The sequence below is a fragment of the Kitasatospora sp. NPDC006697 genome (assembly GCF_042869935.1).
GTDB lineage: Bacteria > Actinomycetota > Actinomycetes > Streptomycetales > Streptomycetaceae > Kitasatospora.
The window spans coordinates 255,443-270,349 of sequence record NZ_JBIAGU010000007.1 but is presented as its reverse complement, the minus strand read 5'-3'; the positions used below and the strand labels follow the sequence as shown (position 1 = coordinate 270,349).

Sequence of the window (14,907 nt, the reverse complement as noted above, 5' to 3'; positions counted from 1 at the left end):
GAGGCGCGAGGAGGCGGGGTCCGGGAAACCGGGCCCCGCCTTCTCATGTCAGGACCCGGGAAGTCAGACTCGGGAGCCAGGGAGTCAGACCCGGGAGACCGGCTGGTCGACCGCGAAGAGCTGCTCCTCGACCTGGTCCAGCGCCAGCCGCAGCGCGCCCAGCGCCACCACGTCCTCGCCGAGCGAGGAGAGCGCCACCTCGGGCGCCCGCAGGCAGTAGAGGGCGAGCTGTTCGCGCAGCGGTTCCAGGGTGTCGTCCAGGCCGGCCGCCCAGCCGCCGATCACCACCAGCTGCGGGTCGATGGCCAGCACCAGAGCGGCCACGTCGTGCACCAGCCGGCGCAGGAAGCGGTCCATCGCGACCCGGGCCACCTCGTCACCCTCCCGGGCCAGGGTGAGCACCCGGGCCACGGCGGCCTCGTCCAGCGGGTCCAGCGGCTTGCCGGTGGTGGAGAGCAGCCGTTCGGGGGTGGCCTCCTGGCCGAGCAGGTGCAGCGCGCCGATCTCGCCGGCCGCGCCGCCGAAGCCGCGGTGCAGCCGCCCGTTGATCAGCGAGCCGGCGCCGGGGCTGAGGCCGGCCAGCACGAAGACCACGTCGCCCATGCCGACCGCGACGCCCTGCCAGTGCTCGGCGATGGCGGCCAGGTTGGCGTCGTTCTCGATCAGCACCGGGCAGCGGAACGAGCGGCGCAGCTTGGCGCCCAGGTCCAGGCCGGTCCAGCCGGGCATCGCGGTGCCGAGCCGGACCGAGCCCTCGCGGTCCACGATGCCGGGCGTGCCGACGCCGACCGCCCACAGGCTGTCCCGGGAGATCCCGGCCTTGCGCAGCACCTCGGCGACCACGCCGCGCACCACGCCCAGCCGCTCCTCGGCGTCCGCCGTCTCGGGGACCTCGCGGGCCAGCAGGCCGAGCTGCTCGCCGGCCAGGTCGGCCAGCACCACCCGGACCATGTGCACGCCGATCTCGATGCCCAGGATGTGGCCCGCCTCGGCCCGGAACCGGAACCACCGGGCGGGGCGGCCGCGCTGCCGCCCGCTGTCCTGGTTCTGGTCCACCTCGGCGACCAGGCCGGTCTCCACCAGGCCCTCGATCACGCCTTCGACCGTGGGGCGGGACAGCCCCGTGTCGCCGACCAACTGGGTGAGGGTGACGGCCTGTCCGTCGCGCAGCGCCCGCAGCGTCACCGCCGCGTTGATCCGACGCAGCAGCGAGGAGTCTCCTCCGGTGAGCCGATCCGCCAAGTCGCTGCCTTTCCGCAATCGCGCGACTGCCCTGGCGCGCGTTCACACATGCACGGATCCGCCGTTGGCTCCGCGAGCACCACCACCTCGCCGACGGCGCCGCGAGGGATCGCCGCACGTCGGGGGCTTCAGCCAGATGCTAGTCCCGGGTCGACAGACTAGCGAGCATCGGTGCAGCTCATGGCCGGTTCGGTATCGAAAGTTGACCAAGTGGACTTCCGCTGCGGAAGCCTTGCTCCTGCGGCGCCCGACGGTGCGTCAGCCGTGCTCGCCGGGGGCGTGCGGGTTTCGGTCCGTCAGCCGACCGCCTCTATGCTGCGCGCATGCCCAACGAGAGCCGTCTGCTGGAGCCCCGGGAAGCCGCCGAGCCGAGCCCGGAGGCCTTCATCCGGGAGCGCACCCGCCCCGGGCCCGTGCCCTTCCTCCCCGAGGTCGCGCTGCACATGGCGGAGGAGGTGCTGGAGCTCTGGGAGGCGATGGAGGCGGTCCGCGGCGAGGAGGGCCTGCCGCCGCCGTTCTGGGCCTTCCCCTGGGCCGGCGGGGTGGGCGTGGCGCGGTACGTGCTGGACCACCCGGAGCTGGTGGCCGGCCGCCGGGTGCTGGACCTGGCCGCCGGATCGGGGCTGGTCGCGGTGGCGGCGGCGCTGCGCGGGGCCGGGTCGGTGCTCGCGGTGGACATCGACCCGTACGCGGTCGCGGCGGTCGGCGTCAACGCGGAGCTGAACGGGGTGCGGGTGGACGCGCTGGCCGAGGACGTGCTGGACGGCGACGGCGGGCCGGCCGAGGTGGTGCTGGCCGGTGACGTCTTCTACGAGCGGGAGATGGCGGCCCGGTTCCTGCCCTTCCTGGAGCGTGCGCGGGCCAGGGGAGCGCAGGTGCTGGTCGGCGACCCGGGCCGGGCCTACCTGCCGCGCGAGCGGTTCACCAGCCTCGCGGCCTACCGGGTTCCGGTGGTGGCCGATCTGGAGGACGCGGAGCTGAAGACCACCACCGTCTGGCAGCTGGGATAACCGGTAGGGGTGAATGCATCCGGCCTGGTAGGACTTGCCGGTATGACTGATCTGACCATCCGGTCTGCCGGCCGCGGCGAGGCGACCGTGCTGCTCGACTTCTGGGCCCGGGCAGCCAAGGGGACCAGTGTCTCCGACGACATCGCGGGCGTGACGGCCCTGCTGGAGCGGGACCCGGAGGCGGTGCTGGTCGCCGAGCGCGACGGTGCGCTGGTGGGCACGGTGATCGCCGGCTGGGACGGCTGGCGGGCCTCGCTCTACCGCCTGGCGGTGGCCCCGGAGTGCCGCCGCCAGGGCATCGCGGCCGCCCTGCTGCAGGCCGCCGAGCTGCGCTTCACCGCCCTGGGCGCGCGCCGGGCCGACGCCATGGTGCTCGACGCCAACCCGCAGGCCCACCACGCGTGGCGGGCCTGCGGGTACGGGCGCGAGGACCAGTGGCGCCGCTGGACCAAGCCGCTGGCCGATCGGAGCTAGTGCCGCGTCAGGCAGCCTTCGCCCCGTCACAGGCTGCCTGACGCGGCACTAGGACCAGCGCGCCGTGAACCCCGCCGCGTCCCACTCGCCGCCGAGCTCCGGGGCGAGCGCGGCCGCCGCGCGGTCGGCGAAGCCCGCCGGGTCGGCCACCGCGCCGGCCGGCAGGGCGCCGAGCAGCGGCGCACCGGCGTCCTTCGGCAGGTCGGCCAGGTTGCAGCGCATCGCCAGGTCCGGCTCGGCCGGCCAGCTGCCGATCACGATGCCCGGCGTGCGCAGGCCGCGCGAGCGCAGCGCCTCCGCGTTCAGCGCCGTGCTGTTGAGCGTGCCCAGCCCGGCGGTGACCACGGTCAGCACCTCGCCGCCGACCGCGCGGGCGACGTCGGCCAGGGTCAGCCCGTCCTCGTTGTAGCGGACCAGCAGGCCGCCCGCGCCCTCGACCAGCACCAGGTCGTGAGCGGCGGTCAGCTCCTTGACCTCCAGCACGATCCGGTCGAGGGTCAGGGCCGGCAGCCCGGAGCGGCGCGCGGCGGTGTCCGGGGCCAACGGCTCGGGGTAGCGCGCCAGCTCGCGCAGGGTGACGGTGGGGCCGGCCAGCCGGCCGACCTCGGCGCAGTCCCCGGCCTCGCCGGGGGCCATGCCGGTCTGACCGGGCTTCAGCACGGCGACCGAGCGCCCGGCCCGCACCGCGACCGCGGCCAGCGCCGCGGTGACGGCGGTCTTGCCGACCTCGGTTCCGGTGCCGCTGACGAAGAGCAGCCCGTGGAGTCCGGGGTTCATCCGGCCACCGCCGCAGCCGCCACGCCCGCGGTGATCCGGGCCAGGTCGGCGTCCTGCGTCACATAGGGCGGCATGGTGTAGACGAGGTCGCGGAACGGCCGCAGCCAGACGCCCTCGCGGGCCGCCGCCTCGGTGGCGCCCGCCATGTCCACCGGGTGGTCCAGCTGCACCACGCCGATCGCGCCCTGCACCCGGACGTCCAGCACGCCGGGCGCCCCGGCGAGACCGGCGAGCCCGGTGCGCAGCCCGTCCTCGATCCGCTTGACCTCGGTGAGCCAGTCCTGGCCGAGCAGCAGGTCGATGGAGGCGTTGGCGACCGCCGCGGCCAGCGGGTTGCCCATGAAGGTCGGGCCGTGGGCCAGCACCGGGACGGCGCCCCGGCTGATCCCCGCGGCCAGCTCGCCCGTGCACAGGGTGGCGGCCATGGTGAGGTAGCCGCCGGTGAGCGCCTTGCCCAGGCACATCACGTCCGGCGAGACCGCGGCGTGGTCGGCCGCGAAGAGCGCGCCCGAGCGGCCGAAGCCGGTGGCGATCTCGTCGAAGACCAGCAGCACGCCGTGCTCGTCGCAGAGCCGGCGCAGCAGGGTGAGGTAGCCGGGGGAGTGGAACCGCATGCCGCCCGCGCCCTGTACCACCGGCTCGACGATCACGGCGGCCAGCTCGGCCGCGTGCCGCTCGACGGTGTCGGCCAGCAGGGCCGCGTACTCCTGGTCCACCTCGGCGTCGAAGCCGGCCGGCGGCTCCGGCACGAAGACCTGCTGGGGCAGCACGCCGCCCCAGAGCTGGTGCATCCCGCCCTCGGGGTCGCAGACCGACATCGGATGGAAGGTGTCGCCGTGGTAGCCGCCGCGCCAGGTGAGCAGCCGGCGCTTCTCCGGCCGGCCGACGGACTGCCAGTACTGCAGGCACATCTTCATCGCGACCTCGACCGCGACCGAGCCCGAGTCGGCCAGGAAGACGTGCTGCAGCGGCTCGGGCGTGATCTCCACCAGCCGGGCGGCCAGCCGGATGGCGGGCTCGTGGGTGAGCCCGCCGAACATCACGTGGCTCATCCGCTCCAGCTGCCCGCGCACGGCGGCGTTCAGCACCGGGTGGTTGTAGCCGTGCAGCGCCGCCCACCAGGAGGACATGCCGTCGATCAGCTCGCGGTGGCCGCCCAGCGGCTCGGCCAGGGTCAGGCGCACGCCCGAGGCCGACTCGACCAGCTGCGCGGTGATCGCGGCGGGCATCGGGCCGTACGGGTGCCAGACGTGCGCCCGGTCCAGTTCGAGCAGGTGCTGAGTTGTCGTCAGTTCGTCGTGGAGCATCAGGCGTTGGGGGCCAGCTCGGTGCCGGCGCCGCGACGGCGGACCTTGACCAGGTCGGTGCGGGACTCGTCCTCGGTGACGTCGGCGGCGGGAGCCGGCGCCTCCCCGGCGTGGCCGCCGCACGGGCCGCAGCCGGCGCCCGCCTCGGTGCCGCAGCCGGCGCCCTCGGCGGCGTCGTGCCCGCCGCAGCCCCCCGCGGCGCCGTGGCCCCCGCAGCCGCCCGCCAACTGCTCGGCGTACTCGGAGCGGTGGCGCGGCAGCGAGGCCTCGCCCTGGCCCTCGACGACGAAGCCGGCGTCCTTGATCATGTCGAGGTCGGCCTGCCCGGCCTGGCCCTCGCTGGTCAGGTAGTCGCCCAGGAAGATCGAGTTGGCCAGGTGCAGGCCCAGCGGCTGCAGGCTGCGCAGGTGCACCTCGCGCCCGCCGGCGATCCGCACCTCGGTGTCGGGGTGGACGAACCGGACCATCGCCAGGATCCGCAGGCAGTGCTGCGGGGTGAGGTTCCACTCCTTGGCCAGCGGGGTGCCCTCGAACGGGATCAGGAAGTTCACCGGCACCGAGTCCGAGCCCAGCTCGCGCAGCGCGAAGACCACGTCCACCAGGTCCTCGGCGCTCTCGCCCATGCCCGCGATCAGGCCGGAGCAGGCGGACAGGCCGGCGCCGTGCGCCTGCTGCACCGTGTCCACCCGATCGGCGTAGGTGTGGGTGGTGCTGATGTCGCCGTAGGTGTTCTCGGAGGTGTTGAGGTTGTGGTTGTAGGCGTCGACGCCGGCCGCGGCCAGCCGCTCCGCCTGGTTGCCGGAGAGCAGGCCGAGGCAGGCGCAGATCTCCACGCCCGGGTCGGCCTCCTTGATGGCGTTGACGGTGTCGGTGACCCGGTCGATGTCACGGTCCGTCGGACCGCGGCCGCTGGCCACCAGGCAGACCCGCTTCGCCCCGCCGGCCACGCCCGCGGTCGCCGCCTGGGCGGCCTCCTCCGGCTTCAGCCAGGTGTACTTGAGGATCTCGGCCTTGGACCCGAGGCGCTGCGAGCAGTAGGTGCAGTCCTCGGGGCAGAGCCCGCTCTTCAGGTTGACCAGGTAGTTCAGTTTGACCCGGCGGCCGAACCAGCGGCGGCGCACCTTGCCGGCGGCGGCGACCACGTCGAGCAGGTCGTCGTCGGCGGTGGCCAGCACGGCCAGGGCTTCCTCCCTGGTCGGCAGCTCGCGGTTCAGGCCTTTGGCAACGAGGGTGTCGAGCAGATCCATGAGGTGATCCTGCCTGGCCGACCGCGCGGGGCGCCATAGCGAACCGGCCAGAAGATCGCCGCTGGAGGTGTGCGAGTTCTCACATGGCGGTACCGAGGCGGATCCAGCGTGTGACATTGGCCTCGAATCTCCTGCATACAATCAGACCATGACCACGCAGGGGGACCCGCAGGCGATTTCCGACGGAGCGACACCCAGCCCAGAGGTCGTCAGAAGCGGTGGTGGCAACGGGTCCCGACGGGCCCTCGCCTGGTGCGGGGCACTCGCCGTGCTGGGCGCCGGAAGCTGGCTGGTCTCCCGCCCGCACCCCGGCGACCTGCTCCCGGGACTCGGCAGCACCAGCAGGGACAAGAGCGTGGTCCTCGGCAACCCGGCGCCGACCTCCGCCACCAACCCCAACCCCTTCGACGCCAACCTCTACTTCCCGGCCGCCAAGCCGGCGGAGGTCAACGCCTACCACGGCAGGCGGACCAGCGGCCGGCAGGGCCAGGACTGCACCGAGATCGAGGCCGACCCGGCGCTGCTCAAGGACGCCGCCTGCCAGGGCTACCTGGCGCTGAGCTTCACCCGCGCCGACGGCAGGGTGCTGAGCAGCGTCACCGTGCTGCGGTTCGCCGACGCCGCCACCGCCACCCAGGTCGCCGGGCTGCTCAAGGCGCAGGGCGGCGCGGTCACCCGGTTCGTGCTGCCGGACGCCACGGTGGCCGCGCCGACCCCCGCGGCCGGCGGCAAGTCCACCGACCCGGCGCCCAGGGTGGAGCCGGTGGCGCACTACGTCACCGTCACCACCTCGCGGTTCGCCGACGGCCACCCGCCCGCCGCGCCGGTCGACCCGGACCTCGACGAGGCCACCCGGGCCTGCGCCTTCACCGCCGACGCGGCCTTCATGTGGACCTCGGCGAACTGACGGGCCGCTCAGCGGGGCCTGCCGGCCGGCGCGGGCACGGGCGCAGACGAGCGGGCTGACGCACCGTCAGCCCGCCCGGAGCGGCGCCGGGTTCAGCCGTCCATCCGGTTCACGCCGGTGACCCGGAGCACCGCCCGGCCCTCGGCGTCCGAGCCGTAGAGGTCCACCTCGGCGCTGATCCCCCAGTCGTGGTCGCCCGCCGGGTCGTCGAAGACCTGGCGGACCCGCCAGAGGTTGTCCTCCTCGTCCACCTCGATCAGCAGCATCTTCGGCCCACGGGCGTCCGGGCCGGTGCCCAGGTCGTCGTGCTCCGCGTAGTAGGCGTCCATCGCGTCCGCCCAGCGGTCCGCGTTCCAGCCGTACTCGCCGTCCAACTCGCCCAGCGTGCCGTAGTGTTCCAGCGCGGCCAGCTCGACCCGGCGGAACATCTCGTTGCGCACCAGCACCCGGAAGGCCCGGGCGTTGGCCGTGACCGGCTGGGTCTTGGCCTCCAGCTCCCGCTCCCCCTCCGGCTCGTCGCTCGGGTTGGCGAGCTGCTCCCACTCGTCCAGCAGGCTGGAGTCGACCTGGCGGACCAGCTCGCCCAGCCAGGCGATCACGTCCTTCAGCGACTCGGTCTTCAGCTCCTCCGGCACGGTCTGCTCCAGCGCCTTGAAGGCGCCGGCCAGGTAGCGCAGCACGATGCCCTCGGTGCGGGCCAGGTCGTAGTGGCCGACGTAGTCGGTGAAGGTCATCGCGCGCTCGTAGAGGTCGCGGACCACCGACTTGGGCTGCAGCTGGTAGTCGCCGATCCACGGGTGCGCCCGGCGGTACACCTCGTAGGCGTGCTCCAGCAGCTCCTCCAGCGGCTTGGGCCAGGTGACCTCCTGCAGCCGCTCCATCCGCTCCTCGTACTCGATCCCGTCGCGCTTCATCTCGCCGATCGCCTCGCCGCGCGCCTTGTTCTGCTGGGCGGCGAGGATCTGGCGCGGGTCGTCCAGGGTGGCCTCGACCACCGAGACCACGTCCATCGCGTAGTTCGGGTCCTGCGGGTCCAGCAGCTCGAAGGCGGCCAGCGCGAAGGTGGAGAGCGGCTGGTTGAGCGCGAAGTTCTCCTGGAGGTCGACGGTGAGGCGGACGATCCGGCCCTCCGCGTCCGGCTCCGGCAGCCGCTCCACCACGCCGCCGGCCAGCAGGGTGCGGTAGATGGCGATCGCCGAGCGGATCAGCCGGCGCTGCGCGGCCCTGTCCTCGTGGTTGTCGGTGAGCAGCTTGCGCATCGCCTCGAAGGCGTTGCCCGGGCGGCCGATCACGGCCAGCAGCATCGCGTGGGTGACCTTGAACCGGGAGACCAGCGGCTCGGGCTCGGCCGAGATCAGCCGCTCGAAGGTCTCCTCCGTCCAGCCGACGAAGCCCTCCGGCGCCTTCTTGCGCACCACCTTGCGCTTCTTCTTGGGGTCGTCCCCGGCCTTGGCCAGCGCCTTGTCGTTCTCCACCACGTGCTCGGGGGCCTGCGCCACCACCTGGCCGACGGTGTCGAAGCCGGCCCGGCCGGCCCGGCCGGCGATCTGGTGGAACTCCCGGGCCCGCAGCACCCGGACCCGGACCCCGTCGTACTTGGAGAGCGCGGTGAAGAGCACGGTTCGGATCGGCACGTTGACCCCGACGCCCAGCGTGTCGGTGCCACAGATCACCTTCAACAGGCCTGCCTGGGCCAGGCGTTCGACCAGCCGGCGGTACTTGGGCAGCATGCCCGCGTGGTGCACGCCGATGCCGTGCCGGACGAAGCGGGAGAGGTTGCGGCCGAACTTGGTGGTGAAGCGGAAGTTGCCGATCAGGGCGGCGATGGCGTCCTTCTCCGCCTTGGAGCACATGTTGATGCTCATCAGCGACTGGGCCCGCTCCACCGCCTCCTTCTGGGTGAAGTGCACCACGTAGATGGGAGCCTGACCGGTCGTCAGCAGCTCCTCGATGGTCTCGTGCAAGGGGGTGCGCTTGTACTCGTAGAAGAGCGGCACCGGGCGGGTGGCCGAGCGCACCACGGTGGTCGGGCGTCCGGTGCGGCGGGTCAGGTCCGCCTCGAACCGGCGCACGTCGCCCAGGGTGGCCGACATCAGCAGGAACTGCACCTGCGGCAGCTCCAGCAGCGGGATCTGCCAGGCCCAGCCGCGGTCCGGCTCGGCGTAGAAGTGGAACTCGTCCATCACCACCTGGCCGATGTCGGCCCGCTCGCCGTCGCGCAGCGCGATGTTGGCCAGCACCTCGGCGGTGCAGCAGATGATCGGCGCGGTCGGGTTGACGCTGGCGTCACCCGTCATCATGCCGACCTGCTCGGTGCCGAACATCTTGCAGAGGTCGAAGAACTTCTCCGAGACCAGCGCCTTGATCGGGGCGGTGTAGAAGGTCCGCTTGCCCTCGGCCAGCGCCGCGAAGTGGGCGCCCGCGGCGACCAGCGACTTGCCGGAGCCGGTCGGGGTGGCGAGGACCACGTTGGCGCCGGTGAACAGCTCGATCAGCGCCTCCTCCTGGGCGGGGTACAGCGTGATGCCCCGCTCCTCGGCCCACCCGGCGAAGGTGGTGAACAGCGCGTCGGGGTCGGCCGGCTTGGGCATCAGGTCCAGGAGTGTCACCCGGCCACCCTATCCCCCTGGTGACGCGGTGTGCCGGGGAGCACGTTGCCCGGGACGGGGCGGGCGTGCCAGGGTGCGAACCATGATCGAGCCGACCACCACCGCCCGCCCGCAGGCGCCCGCCGCCGTCTTCGACTGGCTGGACGAGGCCGCCGAGCTGCGCGCCCGGGCCGGCCTCACCCGCACCCTGCGCAGCCGGCCGGCCGAGGACCCGGTGCTCGACCTGGCCTCCAACGACTACCTGGGGCTGACCCGGCACCCCGCCGTGACCGGGGCGGCCGCGGCGGCGGCCCGGCGCTGGGGCGGCGGCTCGACCGGCTCGCGGCTGGTCACCGGCACCACGGCGCTGCACACGGAGCTGGAGGCCGAGCTGGCCGACTTCTGCGGGGTGGAGGCGGCGCTGGTCTTCTCCTCCGGCTACACCGCGAACCTGGCCGCGCTCACCGCGCTCACCGATCCCGACACGCTGATCGTCTCCGACGCCTACAACCACGCCTCGCTGATCGACGGCTGCCGGCTCGCCCGGGCGCAGGTGCTGCGGGCCCCGCACGCCGACCCGGCGGCGGTCGGCGAGGCGCTGGCGGCGCGGGCGGAGCCGCGGGCGCTGGTGGTCAGCGACTCGGTCTTCTCGGTGGACGGCAACGCGGCACCGCTGCGCGGCCTCTCGGCGGCCGCCCGCCGCTCGGGCGCGGCGCTGCTGGTGGACGACGCGCACGGCCTCGGGGTGCTCGGCGAGGGCGGCCGCGGCGCGCTCGCGGCCGCGGGGCTGGCGGGGGAGCCGGACGTGGTGGCCACGGCGACGCTCTCCAAGTCGCTCGGCTCCCAGGGCGGCGCAGTGCTCGGGCCGGAGCGGGTGATCCGGCACCTGGTGGAGAGCGCCCGCACCTTCATCTTCGACACCGGCCTCGCCCCGGCGGCGGTCGGCGCGGCCCTCGGCGCGCTGCGCCTGCTGCGCGCGGAGCCGCAGCGCGCGCACCGGGCCCGCGAGGTGGCGCGCACCCTGGCGGCGCGGCTGGGCGCGGCGGGCCTGGAGGCGAGCACCCCGGACGCGGCCGTGGTCTCGGTGCTCGCGCCCACCCCGGAATCGGCGGTGCGGTGGGCGGCGGACTGCCGCGCGGCGGGCCTGGCGGTGGGCTGCTTCCGCCCGCCGTCCGTGCCGGACGGCATCTCCCGCCTGCGCCTGACGGCCCGTGCGGACCTGACGGAGGCGCAGATCGCGCACGCGGTGGAGGTGCTGGCGCGGACGGCGCCGCGGGTGTAGGGGGCCGCCCCGCCCCGTACCGCCGCCCTCCCGCACCCGCTACTGTCGGGTTCACGAGCGTTAACCACTCAGGAGGCACCCTCATGACCCGGTTCGTCACCCTGGAGGTCGCCGACGGCGTCGGCACCATCCGGCTGGACCGTCCCAAGATGAACGCCCTGGACGTCGCGATGCAGGACCAGCTGCGGGAGGTCGCCGACGAGGCGGCCGCGCGGGCCGAGGTGCGGGCCGTGGTGGTGTACGGCGGGGAGCGGGTGTTCGCGGCCGGGGCGGACATCAAGGAGATGCAGGCGATGTCCTACACCGACATGGTGGCCCGGGGCGGCGCGCTGCAGGACGCGTTCACGGCCGTGGCGCGGATCCCCAAGCCGGTGGTCGCGGCGATCACCGGCTACGCCCTCGGCGGCGGCTGCGAGCTGGCGCTCTGCGCCGACGTGCGGATCGCCGCCGACAACGCCAAGCTGGGCCAGCCCGAGATCATGCTCGGCCTGATCCCCGGCGCCGGCGGCACCCAGCGGCTGCCCCGGCTGGTCGGTCCGAGCAAGGCCAAGGACCTGATCTTCACCGGCCGGATGGTGGACGCCGAGGAGGCGCTGCGGATCGGCCTGGTCGACCAGGTGGTCCCGGCCGAGGAGGTCTACCCGACCGCGCTGGCCTGGGCCGGCCGGCTGGCCGCCGGCCCGGCCTGGGCGCTGCGCGCGGCCAAGGAGGCGATCGACCGCGGCCTGGAGAGCGACCTGGACACCGGCCTGGCGATCGAGCGCGCGCACTTCGCCGGCCTCTTCGCCACCGAGGACCGCGAGACCGGCATGCGCAGCTTCGTCGAGGAGGGCCCGGGGAAGGCCAAGTTCGCCTGACCCGCCGCCCCGGAGGTGCCGCTCACGAGCCCCCGGCCGTGAGCAGCACCTCCGCCCCCACCGGGCGGAACCCCGCCGCCTGGAACGCCCGCACGCTGCGCGCGTTCCCCGGCGCCTGCTGCGCCCACAGCACCTCGCCCTCCGGCACCAGGTGACGCGCGCTCAGCGCCAGCGCCCGGCCCAGGCCGCGCCCCTGCGCACCGCCGTCCACCTCGACGGCCGTCTCCCAGCGCCCGGCCACCCCGCGCCCGAGCAGCACCATGCCGCCGTCGGCCTGCCAGACCCGCACCTCGTCGCGGAACCGCAGCGCCCGGACGACGCGCGGGTGCTCCCGGTCGGCGATCTCCGCCAGCTCCAGCGGCGGCGGCCCGGCCAGCCGGGGCGCCACCGTCAGCAGGTCGGTGTTGCCGATCCGCCGCCCGATCCGCTCCGCGAAGGCCATCAGGAACGGCGGGCAGAGCGGCGCCGCGAACGGGTCGTGCGAGGAGGCGGCGACGGCCGACCGCACCCACCGCGGGTCCTGGTCGGTGAAGACCACCGCGTGCGCCGTGAAGGAGAGCACCCCGGCCTCGCGCTCGCCGGGCTGCGGCACCACCGTCACCCCGCCGTCCGCGGGCGGGAATTCGCCGCGCGCCGCGGCTGCCAGGATCGTCGTCAAGTCCATGATCAACACCATAGGCGCCCTCGGTCCGCTCGAGGAAGGATCGCCCGTGCGGGTGAGGCCCGGCATGGTGGCGAGCCGGTCGGCCCCCTGCTCGGGCACCATCGTGAAGCCCAGCTGTCGCCGCCGTTAAGAATTCCTCGATGGACCGCACCCGCTCCCACCAGGCAGATTGCTGCCGTCCGGTTCGGCACTGCGCCCGTACGAACCCCGCCGGGCCCACCCTCACCTCCGCACACCCGCCCAGGAGCCGCTGCCGTGAAGGCACTCGTCAAGAAGCACGCCGAACCCGGACTCTGGCTCACCGAGGTCCCGGTGCCGCAGATCGGCCCGGACGAGGTGCTGATCAAGGTCCTGCGGACCGGCATCTGCGGCACCGACCTGCACATCCGCACCTGGGACAACTGGGCCCAGCAGACCATCCGCACGCCCATGACGATCGGTCACGAGTTCGTCGGCGAGGTGGTGGAGACCGGCTCGGCCGTCGCCGAGATCAACGCCGGCGACCTGGTCAGCGGCGAGGGCCACCTGGTCTGCGGCAAGTGCCGCAACTGCCTGGCCGGCCGCCGCCACCTGTGCCGCAACACCGTCGGCCTGGGCGTCAACCGGGACGGCGCCTTTGCCGAGTTCGTCGCGCTGCCCGCCTCCAACGTCTGGGTGCACCGGGTCCCCGTCGACCTGGACGTGGCCGCGATCTTCGACCCGTTCGGCAACGCCGTGCACACCGCGCTCTCCTTCCCGCTGGTCGGCGAGGACGTGCTGGTCACCGGCGCCGGCCCGATCGGCATCATGGCGGCCGCGGTGGCCAAGCACGCCGGCGCCCGGCACGTGATGATCACCGACGTCAGCCAGTACCGCCTGGAGCTGGCCCGCGAGCTGGGCGTCTCGCTGGCCCTGGACGTCTCGCAGCACACCATCGAGGAGGGCCAGCAGAAGCTCGGCCTGCGCGAGGGCTTCGACGTGGGCCTGGAGATGTCCGGCCGCCCCGAGGCGCTGCGCTCGATGATCGACAACATGACCAACGGCGGCCGGATCGCCATGCTCGGCCTGCCCGCCGACGAGTTCCCGATCGACTGGGCGAAGGTGGTCACCTCGATGATCACCATCAAGGGCATCTACGGCCGGGAGATGTTCGAGACCTGGTACGCGATGTCGGTGCTGCTGGAGGGCGGTCTCGACCTGACCCCGGTGATCACCGGCCGGTACGCGGCGACCGACTTCGAGGCCGCGTTCGACGAGGCCGCCGGCGGCAACTGCGGCAAGATCATTCTCGACTGGTCGAACGTCTGAGCCCGTCCGATCCGCTGACCCTCCCGAGGAGCCCTCACGTGTTCGACTCCGTCCGCGAGTCCATCCAGTCCACCCTCGACGAGATCACCGAGGCCGGCCTGTTCAAGCCGGAGCGGGTGATCGGCAGCCCGCAGAGCGCGGCCGTCACGGTCACCTCCGGCGGCCGGCCCGGCGAGGTGCTGAACTTCTGCGCCAACAACTACCTCGGCCTGGCCGACCACCCCGAGGTGGTCACCGCCGCCAAGGACGCGCTGGACCGCTGGGGCTACGGCATGGCGTCCGTCCGCTTCATCTGCGGCACCCAGGACGTGCACAAGGAGCTGGAGCAGCGCCTCTCGGCCTTCCTCGGCCAGGAGGACACCATCCTCTACTCCTCCTGCTTCGACGCCAACGGCGGCGTCTTCGAGACCCTGCTGGACGAGCGCGACGCGGTGATCTCCGACGCGCTCAACCACGCGAGCATCATCGACGGCATCCGGCTCTGCAAGGCCGCCCGCAAGCGCTACGCCAACCGCGACCTGGCCGAGCTGGAGCAGGCCCTGAAGGAGACCCAGGACGCCCGCCGGCGCCTGATCGTCACCGACGGCGTCTTCTCCATGGACGGCTACGTCGCCCCGCTGCGCGAGATCTGCGACCTGGCCGACCGCTACGACGCGATGGTGATGGTCGACGACTCGCACGCCGTCGGCTTCGTCGGCCCGAACGGGCGCGGCACCCCCGAGCTGCACGGGGTGATGGACCGGGTGGACATCATCACCGGCACCCTCGGCAAGGCGCTCGGCGGCGCCTCCGGCGGCTACGTGGCCGCGCGCCGGGAGATCGTCGCGCTGCTGCGCCAGCGCAGCCGCCCGTACCTGTTCTCCAACTCGCTGGCGCCGGTGATCGCCTCCGCCTCGCTCAAGGTGCTGGACCTGCTGGAGACCTCGCACGAGCTGCGCGAGCGGCTGCGGGCGAACACCGCGCTGTTCCGGTCGAAGATGACGGAGGCCGGCTTCGAGATCCTGCCCGGCGACCACCCGATCGCCCCGGTGATGATCGGCGACGCCGCCAAGGCCGGCCGGCTGGCCGAGCTGCTGCTGGAGCGCGGGGTCTACGTGATCGGCTTCTCCTTCCCGGTGGTGCCGCACGGCCAGGCCCGGATCCGGGTGCAGCTGTCGGCCGCGCACTCCACCGAGGACGTCGAGCGCGCCGTGGCCGCCTTCGCCGACGCCCGGGCGGCGCTGGAGGGCTGACCCCGGGCCGGGCAGCGGTGGCGCCGCGCCCTG

General features: G+C 73.7%; 13 protein-coding genes. 7 read left to right on the top strand and 6 right to left on the bottom strand.

All coding sequences use genetic code 11. The features are described from left to right. Positions 1 to 84 precede the first annotated feature (84 nt). Positions 85 to 1,242, bottom strand: a complete 1,158-nt coding sequence (locus tag ACFYNO_RS12810; RefSeq protein WP_388009901.1) for an ROK family protein — start codon at positions 1,240 to 1,242, stop codon at positions 85 to 87. Between the two features lie 323 nt (positions 1,243 to 1,565). On the opposite strand from ACFYNO_RS12810, the gene ACFYNO_RS12805 reads away from it, so the two are divergent. Beyond that, on the top strand, positions 1,566 to 2,252 hold the full coding sequence (locus ACFYNO_RS12805; RefSeq protein WP_388009898.1) for a class I SAM-dependent methyltransferase: 687 nt from the start codon (positions 1,566 to 1,568) through the stop codon (positions 2,250 to 2,252). Positions 2,253 to 2,294: 42 nt separating this feature from the next. After that, positions 2,295 to 2,726, top strand: coding sequence for a GNAT family N-acetyltransferase (locus ACFYNO_RS12800; RefSeq protein WP_388009895.1), 432 nt, complete (start codon positions 2,295 to 2,297; stop codon positions 2,724 to 2,726). A 48-nt stretch (positions 2,727 to 2,774) separates the two neighbouring features. Here the strand turns inward: ACFYNO_RS12800 and bioD are convergent, their stop codons facing one another. From bioD to bioB, 3 genes are read right to left on the bottom strand one after another with little or no spacing between them, the layout of a single operon-like run. Continuing rightward, on the bottom strand, positions 2,775 to 3,503 hold the full coding sequence (bioD, locus tag ACFYNO_RS12795; RefSeq protein WP_388009892.1) for a dethiobiotin synthase: 729 nt from the start codon (positions 3,501 to 3,503) through the stop codon (positions 2,775 to 2,777). After that, complete coding sequence (locus ACFYNO_RS12790) at positions 3,500 to 4,810, bottom strand: adenosylmethionine--8-amino-7-oxononanoate transaminase (protein ID WP_388009889.1); 1,311 nt, start codon at positions 4,808 to 4,810, stop codon at positions 3,500 to 3,502. Before ACFYNO_RS12790 ends, bioD begins: the two co-directional genes overlap by 4 nt. Beyond that, positions 4,810 to 6,057: a biotin synthase BioB gene (bioB, locus tag ACFYNO_RS12785; protein WP_388009886.1), complete on the bottom strand. Its 1,248-nt coding sequence runs from the start codon at positions 6,055 to 6,057 to the stop codon at positions 4,810 to 4,812. Before bioB ends, ACFYNO_RS12790 begins: the two co-directional genes overlap by 1 nt. A 148-nt stretch (positions 6,058 to 6,205) precedes the next feature. Here bioB and ACFYNO_RS12780 point away from each other — a divergent pair, with 148 nt between their 5' ends. Continuing rightward, positions 6,206 to 6,964, top strand: a complete 759-nt coding sequence (locus ACFYNO_RS12780; RefSeq protein ID WP_388009883.1) for a hypothetical protein — start codon at positions 6,206 to 6,208, stop codon at positions 6,962 to 6,964. A 92-nt stretch (positions 6,965 to 7,056) separates the two neighbouring features. Here ACFYNO_RS12780 and ACFYNO_RS12775 read toward each other — a convergent pair whose 3' ends face one another. Beyond that, on the bottom strand, positions 7,057 to 9,555 hold the full coding sequence (locus ACFYNO_RS12775; RefSeq protein ID WP_388009985.1) for a DEAD/DEAH box helicase: 2,499 nt from the start codon (positions 9,553 to 9,555) through the stop codon (positions 7,057 to 7,059). A 100-nt stretch (positions 9,556 to 9,655) separates the two neighbouring features. Between ACFYNO_RS12775 and ACFYNO_RS12770 the strand changes: the two genes are divergently transcribed. Then, complete coding sequence (locus tag ACFYNO_RS12770) at positions 9,656 to 10,834, top strand: 8-amino-7-oxononanoate synthase (protein ID WP_388009880.1); 1,179 nt, start codon at positions 9,656 to 9,658, stop codon at positions 10,832 to 10,834. 83 nt (positions 10,835 to 10,917) lie between these two features. Then, entirely contained in the window at positions 10,918 to 11,691 is a 774-nt protein-coding gene (locus tag ACFYNO_RS12765) for an enoyl-CoA hydratase/isomerase family protein (RefSeq protein WP_388009877.1), read from the top strand. A 22-nt stretch (positions 11,692 to 11,713) separates the two neighbouring features. On the opposite strand, the gene ACFYNO_RS12760 is transcribed toward ACFYNO_RS12765, so the two are convergent. Beyond that, complete coding sequence (locus ACFYNO_RS12760) at positions 11,714 to 12,355, bottom strand: GNAT family N-acetyltransferase (RefSeq protein ID WP_388009874.1); 642 nt, start codon at positions 12,353 to 12,355, stop codon at positions 11,714 to 11,716. A 255-nt stretch (positions 12,356 to 12,610) separates the two neighbouring features. Between ACFYNO_RS12760 and tdh the strand changes: the two genes are divergently transcribed. After that, positions 12,611 to 13,642, top strand: a complete 1,032-nt coding sequence (gene tdh, locus ACFYNO_RS12755; protein ID WP_388009871.1) for an L-threonine 3-dehydrogenase — start codon at positions 12,611 to 12,613, stop codon at positions 13,640 to 13,642. Between the two features lie 38 nt (positions 13,643 to 13,680). Then, a complete protein-coding gene (locus tag ACFYNO_RS12750) occupies positions 13,681 to 14,874 on the top strand; it encodes a glycine C-acetyltransferase (protein WP_388009868.1) in 1,194 nt (397 codons plus the stop codon). Positions 14,875 to 14,907 lie beyond the last annotated feature (33 nt).

What these genes read in the sequence shown, in the direction of transcription:
- ACFYNO_RS12770 (WP_388009880.1), top strand. Translation starts at nt 9,656, where the DNA reads ATGATCGAGCCGACCACCACCGCCCGCCCGCAGGCGCCCGCCGCCGTC.
- ACFYNO_RS12760 (WP_388009874.1), bottom strand. Translation starts at nt 12,355, where the DNA reads ATGGACTTGACGACGATCCTGGCAGCCGCGGCGCGCGGCGAATTCCCG.
- bioD (WP_388009892.1), bottom strand. Translation starts at nt 3,503, where the DNA reads ATGAACCCCGGACTCCACGGGCTGCTCTTCGTCAGCGGCACCGGAACC.
- ACFYNO_RS12790 (WP_388009889.1), bottom strand. Translation starts at nt 4,810, where the DNA reads ATGCTCCACGACGAACTGACGACAACTCAGCACCTGCTCGAACTGGAC.
- bioB (WP_388009886.1), bottom strand. Translation starts at nt 6,057, where the DNA reads ATGGATCTGCTCGACACCCTCGTTGCCAAAGGCCTGAACCGCGAGCTG.
- ACFYNO_RS12800 (WP_388009895.1), top strand. Translation starts at nt 2,295, where the DNA reads ATGACTGATCTGACCATCCGGTCTGCCGGCCGCGGCGAGGCGACCGTG.
- ACFYNO_RS12765 (WP_388009877.1), top strand. Translation starts at nt 10,918, where the DNA reads ATGACCCGGTTCGTCACCCTGGAGGTCGCCGACGGCGTCGGCACCATC.
- ACFYNO_RS12775 (WP_388009985.1), bottom strand. Translation starts at nt 9,555, where the DNA reads ATGCCCAAGCCGGCCGACCCCGACGCGCTGTTCACCACCTTCGCCGGG.
- ACFYNO_RS12780 (WP_388009883.1), top strand. Translation starts at nt 6,206, where the DNA reads ATGACCACGCAGGGGGACCCGCAGGCGATTTCCGACGGAGCGACACCC.
- ACFYNO_RS12805 (WP_388009898.1), top strand. Translation starts at nt 1,566, where the DNA reads ATGCCCAACGAGAGCCGTCTGCTGGAGCCCCGGGAAGCCGCCGAGCCG.